The sequence below is a fragment of the Cytophaga sp. genome (genome assembly GCF_051961495.1).
Classification (GTDB): domain Bacteria; phylum Bacteroidota; class Bacteroidia; order Cytophagales; family Cytophagaceae; genus Cytophaga.
Window position 1 is genome coordinate 1 of the sequence record NZ_JBQCDF010000204.1, and the last position, 6,131, is coordinate 6,131.

The window sequence follows — 6,131 nt, forward strand, 5'->3', positions numbered from 1 at the left end:
AGAAGATCGGGATCTGTCCAGGCTTCATTGGCATCCACCCGGATGGCCTTGTCAAAATACCGGCTGGCTGTTTTGATGAGCTCTTTACTTTCTTCCTTGCCTGTTTTAATCTTCAAGGAATCAAAGCGGGTAAGGTTATGCTCTTTTATAAATGCCTGAATATTTCCCGGATCCATAATCGGCAGGGTATAAGATGTCGCCAGGGTTCCGGTAAATAAAGGCATACCGGTAAAACGTTCAAAGAAGGCAGGATCAGCATAGCTTCTGGCATGCACATAAGCACTTTCCAGGGCAAAACGCAGTGATTGACAAAGAGGATCGTGATCCAACACTTCCAGAAATTTTATTTCGTCATTCAGCAGATTACTGTTCCATTTTTTTGTAAAGGCACTAAACTGATTTTCGATCAATTCAATAGATTCTCCATAACGCACATTAGGAGCAGCTTCACCGGCAAATGTTTTTTCATTTATATGCAGCAATACTAAAAAATTGATCTTTTCATCCGAAGCATTTCTGGAGATCTTCCAGGTATATTTCAAAGGCAGATGCAAACGTTTACCTTCCCAAAATGTATTTGCCATATGTTCTGATTTGTGTACGAAAATAGTGATACTTTTCGTTCCAGTAGCAACAATTAAGTGAATATTGCTATTTTTGCCGATAATGAAAATCTCGATTATACGAATTGCTGTTTTGCTGCTTTTCAATAGTTATCTGTTGAACGCGCAGGATGTGCAATTCTCTCAATATTACAATTCAACCTTATACTCAAATCCGGCTTTTACCGGCACGGGTGAAAATACCCGCATCGGTTTAAATTACAGAACCCAATGGACAAACGTTGCCAAGCCTTATACAACGTTTGCTCTTTGGGGAGATCATTTGATTGAAACCGCAAGGAGCGGAGTAGGCCTGCTTATTTTACGTGATGCACAAGGACAGGCCAGAACAAACTCAACGCAGGTATCGGCGTCTTATTCTTATCTGATTCCATTGGATAATGGCTGGGCATTCAGACCGGGTTTACAGGCCGGTTTCATGGTACGTACTGAAAATTATACAAACGCTGTTTTCGGAGATCAGATTGATAATAATGGCATTACCGGAAACCCTTCCTTAGATCCGATCCAGCAATACAACCCAACCAAAATATTTCCGGACATAGGAGCGGGCGGATTGATTTACAATAGTAATTTTTGGTTTGGCCTTGGCCTCAATCATATCAATACACCGAATCAGACTGTTTCAAATCTGAACGGATTTGATCTGCCTGTGCGAACGAATGTCCAAACAGGGTATAAAATTGTTTTAAACAAAAGCAGATACAGGAATTACCGCGCACCGGGAAGCAAGGAAATAAGCTTAACTCCAACTTTAAACTTTAAGAATCAAGGATCAAACAATCAATTAGATATAGGCTGCTATTACACTTATGATCCAATCATGTTCGGGATTTGGTACAGAGGTATTCCGGTTCTGGAAAATCATGGTAAGCCAAACAATGAAGCCCTTATTCCAATGATTGGTTTTGTCCACAATGGCTGGTCAGTGACCTACAGCTATGACTATACAATCTCATCATTAACAACCAAGCAAAGCGGTGGTTCACATGAAATTTCTTTGATCTACGAGTTCAAAGTGCCTTACAAAAAATCAGCTATACAGAGAAGAATTCCCTGTCCAAACTTCAGTCGCTCTTACCAATAATATGAATATTAAAATTGTTATTGTTGAATGTATTGGATGGATAGGAGCTTTACTGGTTTTAACAGCTTTTTATTTAATATCTACAAATAAGGTTGATTCAAGCAAACCTGTTTTTCATTGGCTGAACATTTTTGGCGCTATAGGTCTGATCATTCACACACTTTTCAATGCAGCTTATCCATCAGCATTTGTCAATATTATCTGGGTAGGTGTGGCAATCTATTCACTTGCCCGATTAAAACGTTAGGAAAGAATGAACAAAAAAATGGAGAGACTATTTTCAATAGCCTCTCCAAAAAGATCCATAGCTGAAATGGAGTTATGAATTCATAAAATTGAAATATCAATATTCTAGTCGAGCGATTTTAAAATTTATTTTTTTATTTAAAATCTTTACAACAATTCAAAACCTGCTTCATTAAGCCTATTTAAGGAATCATTATAGTTTAAAACTATTAAAAATATAATATACTATCAAGTATCATCCTCAAATTATTTATAATTAACGCAATAAATAATTACAACTAACTAATTATTATGTACTTTATCGAATGTTAATATTTTATGGAGTATGTTCAACTTTCCATTGTAAAAATTGGTTTACTGCAAACATTCTTATAAATTGTAATTATAATAAAAAGGCTACAATACTCTCTCATTAAATTAATTTAAAGGCTACATTATTCATGAAAAGTTTAGCAAATATTGGCGAAAGGTTAAGAGTCTTTCTGGAAGCAGAAAGAATGAGACCGAATACGCTTGCACGCCAGAGCGGGAATTCAAGTACACAGATCTATAACATTCTGAATGGTAGAAAATACGGGACTGACAAGCTTATCCAGATTCTTGAGGCATTACCGACTTTAAATATGGTTTGGTTGGTTTCAGGCGTGGGACCGATGTATGTAAACAAGATTGAAGCATCAAACTCACTTGCAAACAATTCAGATTCTACTTTGCTGCATGAAAAAATCAAATCCCTTGAAAAGGAATTAGAAAATATGCAGGCGATGATTAAACTGCAGGATATGACAATTCAGGCTTTCAAAAAATCTTCTGAAATGGCAGAGACTTCATTAATGGATCTGAAAAGAATTGCTAATTTCTATAAAGAAAGATCTGAAAATATATTATCTTCAAAATCTGCTTAATACATGACATATGATGAACAATAAAATTTTTGAAATCTCAACATCAGATTCTAAAACATCTAAGATTATCCAGATCAAAGGAAAATACTTTGCTGAGGTTAATGAAAATAATATTGTTCACTTTCTTTCCCATTTAGAAAAAACACTCGCTACAGAAGTAATTATTCTTAAGGCTAGGCTTCAATTTCTGGATGAGCAGATTAAAATGTATCACGATTATTGATCGATTAACATCAAAAAATAATAATCTTACAAACGGGCTGCTCTATGCAGCTCGTTTTTTTTGATATTTCTTACATCACTGCGGTAAGTACTTACATGTAATTACTTAATTTTTTTCAATCGAAAAGATTGAACTTTAAATCTCAAATGAGCATTGAAACAGATATATAGTCTGCACTCATTGCATTATAATAATAAACCAACCTGTTTTTCAAAAAAAACGTACTTCAATAATATTACATAAACACTAATCTTTATCATTATTTGCATAATTTAAAAGAAAAAGTCTATGGCAATGAAAGATTTTATCAATGATTTGTTTGTAAACGAATTTAGTATTCCGGCTAAAACGCTTTTGATCACTGAAGGGTCGGAAACGGATAAAATGTTTCTTATCAAACGAGGCAGTGTACGCGCCTGGTGCAAAAACAAATCCAAGGAAATTACCACAGATTTATTCTTTGAAAATAAGCTTGTTACTTCAGTAGAAAGTTTCCTGTTCAATGAAAAAAGCATCTATAATTTCGAAACAGTCGAAGCCTGTGAATTGTGTTTTGTAACTAAAGCCGAATTCGACAGATATTTATCTGAAAAAGCTGATATAAAGGATAAGTTTTACCAGGCCTTGATAAAACGCCTAATAATCCATACCAGAAGAACAATACAATTACTTAAAATTAAGCCTGAAGACCGATATAAGGAGCTTATAGAGCTGCAACCAAATATTATTAATCGGATACCATTGAATATAATTGCGTCATACCTGGGAATCACATCAGTTTCATTAAGCCGGATCAGAGCCAGACAGGAGAGCATTGCTGAACCATTGTAAAACTCTGTTTTTTCCTGCTCATAGTCAGTCATTGTAAAATAATGGTGATCAGATTCAGGTATTTCTATAAAAAAAGGCTGTTCCTTCGGAACAGCCTTTTTAACAATAATTTACTGTACGGATTACAGACATGTAAGCTGATTACTGATCCCAGCAGAAAAGGATTATAATTTCATAACCTTTAAGGTCTCGATTCTACCGCTTGCATATTGAATCACGAGTATATACTGGCCACCTCTCAATTGATCTCCAAACGTTGCGCTTTCGCCTGCAGATAAATGGCCTCCTGAGTAAGAGATCAATCCTTGGTCATTGACCAGTTTATAGGATGCAGCATCTTCAGAAACAGTAACAGTAATTGCTCCTGTAGAAGGATTGGGAGCAATGCTTGCCGGTTCAACAACTGCTGCAGCCGTTAATGATGGGGCGCACAGGCTTATGGTTTTGCAGTAGCTGGCATAATAAGGAGCTATACTATAGTTTACGCCAACACACATTTGCCCGCCAGTAAAATAAGGCCCCGTAGCAATATTTATTTTATATGGCGCTCCTGCAGCAGGTGTCATGCTTTGATTATATCCCTGGAACCACCATGAATAACTTGTTGCCGAAGCTCTTTGGTCTGCATTTAATTCAAAAGCAATAGTGCTGTTTGGAGTTCCGCAGTCAGGCCCTGTGAAGTCACTTGCAACAGGAGGTGCTGTAACTACAGTAATACTTACCGTGTTTGAACTTTTGCAACCACCTGCATTCGTATAGGTGGCTACATAATTACCAGACTGGTTTGCCTGGATGTTGTTAAAAGATATTTCACGGGTTGATGCAGTATATGCGTTAGGTCCGGTCCAGTTCCAGGTTCCACCTGTTAATGGCTGAGGACCAAATGTCAGTGTATCTCCTGCATTAACTGTTGCAGATGAGGATAAAGCCCAGGTGCCTTTATTTACCTTCACATAAGAAACTATAGGAGTAGGCGAACAGGGAGCGTTTACCGTAAGTGTAACTAGTAATGTACTCTTGCACCCGCCGGCATTGGTGTAGGTAGCTACATAGCCACCTGACTGGTTTGGTTGTGCGTTGCTGAAAAGTATCTCTCGTGTTGATGCAGTGAATGCATCAGGACCGCTCCAGCTCCAGCTTCCACCTGTTAATGGCTGAGGACCAAACGTCACCGATCCTCCAGCTGCAACGGTAGCGGAAGTTGCATTTATCCATGTTCCATTGTTTACATTCACATAAGAAATAATTGCTGTTGGTGTGCAAGGCATGTTTACTGTAACGTTGAATGTTGCGGTACTTTTGCAGCCTCCAGTATTGGTATAGGTCGCTGTATAAACGCCGGCCCGGTTTGATTGAATATTTGTCAATAAAATTTCCCGGGTAGATGAGCTGAAACTGTTAGGTCCTGTCCAGTTCCAGCTTCCGCCATTTAACGGCTGAGGGCCGATTGTCAGTGTATCTCCTGCATTAACGGTTATGGTGGAGGATGAAGACCACGCTCCGCTATTTATCTTTACATAAGGAGTAATTGCAGTAGGAGTGCAGCTGCTGCTGTTGTCCTGATAAAACCATTCAAAGGCTGCCTGAGCGCCCTGCTTTGAACTCAGATTACAGTTGGCTGGACTGGCTTTAGTAAGGTCGTCAAGAAGATCACTAAGAAAACCTACCATATAAGAAACGTTGCCTTCTTTAGTCATATTGGCACGGAGCGTATTGCCATAATTTGCTGTGCTGCCAGCATCGAGGCCGGTATCTTCAGGGAACCAGAAATTTTCGGTAATGATCATCGGCCAGATGTCTGCTGCAGGCTTATATACCTTATTCCACAGATTATTATGGCAGCTTACGTTATCGTAACAGCCCCCATAAGTCGGATAATAATGCACTGCCACGCCGCAATTTGTGCCTGTGAAAGGATACTGAACGTGTTGTTGCGGTGAACCTTCCCATTCAAGGGTCGGCACCCATACAATGTTGTTTGCACCGGTGCTACGGATATCATTTATAACAGGCTGAATCCAGTTCCTGAAAGCAAGAAAATATTTGGCCTGGCCATGGCCCCAGTCACCGTTACCAGGCGAAGATTCGATATCCACAGGCTCATTCATAAGCTCAAACATGATATTATCAGCATTCTTAACACCAGGAGCATTAGCTACAGTGCTCCAGAAAGTACGCAGGCGTTTCTGTTCGGTCACGCCTGCGTTATGCGAGCC

The 6,131-nt window shown here is 38.7% G+C and carries 6 protein-coding genes and 1 pseudogene; 5 read left to right on the forward strand and 2 right to left on the reverse strand.

What is annotated here, in order from left to right; translation table 11 throughout:
* Positions 1 to 584, reverse strand: a pseudogene (locus ACTHJT_RS10890) (dipeptide epimerase); the annotation flags it as partial.
* Positions 585 to 666: 82 nt separating this feature from the next.
* On the opposite strand from ACTHJT_RS10890, the gene ACTHJT_RS10895 reads away from it, so the two are divergent.
* The 5 genes from ACTHJT_RS10895 (at position 667) to ACTHJT_RS10915 (ending at position 3,915) form a co-directional block, all read left to right on the forward strand.
* On the forward strand, positions 667 to 1,710 hold the full coding sequence (locus tag ACTHJT_RS10895; RefSeq protein WP_440238051.1) for a PorP/SprF family type IX secretion system membrane protein: 1,044 nt from the start codon (positions 667 to 669) through the stop codon (positions 1,708 to 1,710).
* A 1-nt stretch (position 1,711) separates the two neighbouring features.
* The gene (locus tag ACTHJT_RS10900; protein WP_440238052.1) at positions 1,712 to 1,957 is read left to right on the forward strand and encodes a CBU_0592 family membrane protein; all 246 of its coding nucleotides are present in this window, start codon (positions 1,712 to 1,714) and stop codon (positions 1,955 to 1,957) included.
* A gap of 439 nt (positions 1,958 to 2,396) precedes the next feature.
* Entirely contained in the window at positions 2,397 to 2,861 is a 465-nt protein-coding gene (locus ACTHJT_RS10905; protein WP_440238053.1) for a helix-turn-helix domain-containing protein, read from the forward strand.
* Positions 2,862 to 2,871: 10 nt separating this feature from the next.
* On the forward strand, positions 2,872 to 3,084 hold the full coding sequence (locus ACTHJT_RS10910; RefSeq protein WP_440238054.1) for a hypothetical protein: 213 nt from the start codon (positions 2,872 to 2,874) through the stop codon (positions 3,082 to 3,084).
* Between the two features lie 294 nt (positions 3,085 to 3,378).
* The gene (locus ACTHJT_RS10915) at positions 3,379 to 3,915 is read left to right on the forward strand and encodes a Crp/Fnr family transcriptional regulator (protein ID WP_440238055.1); all 537 of its coding nucleotides are present in this window, start codon (positions 3,379 to 3,381) and stop codon (positions 3,913 to 3,915) included.
* Between the two features lie 164 nt (positions 3,916 to 4,079).
* Here the strand turns inward: ACTHJT_RS10915 and ACTHJT_RS10920 are convergent.
* Positions 4,080 to 6,131, reverse strand: a 2,052-nt coding sequence (locus ACTHJT_RS10920) for an immunoglobulin domain-containing protein (protein WP_440238056.1), incomplete at its 5' end; no start/stop codon positions are given.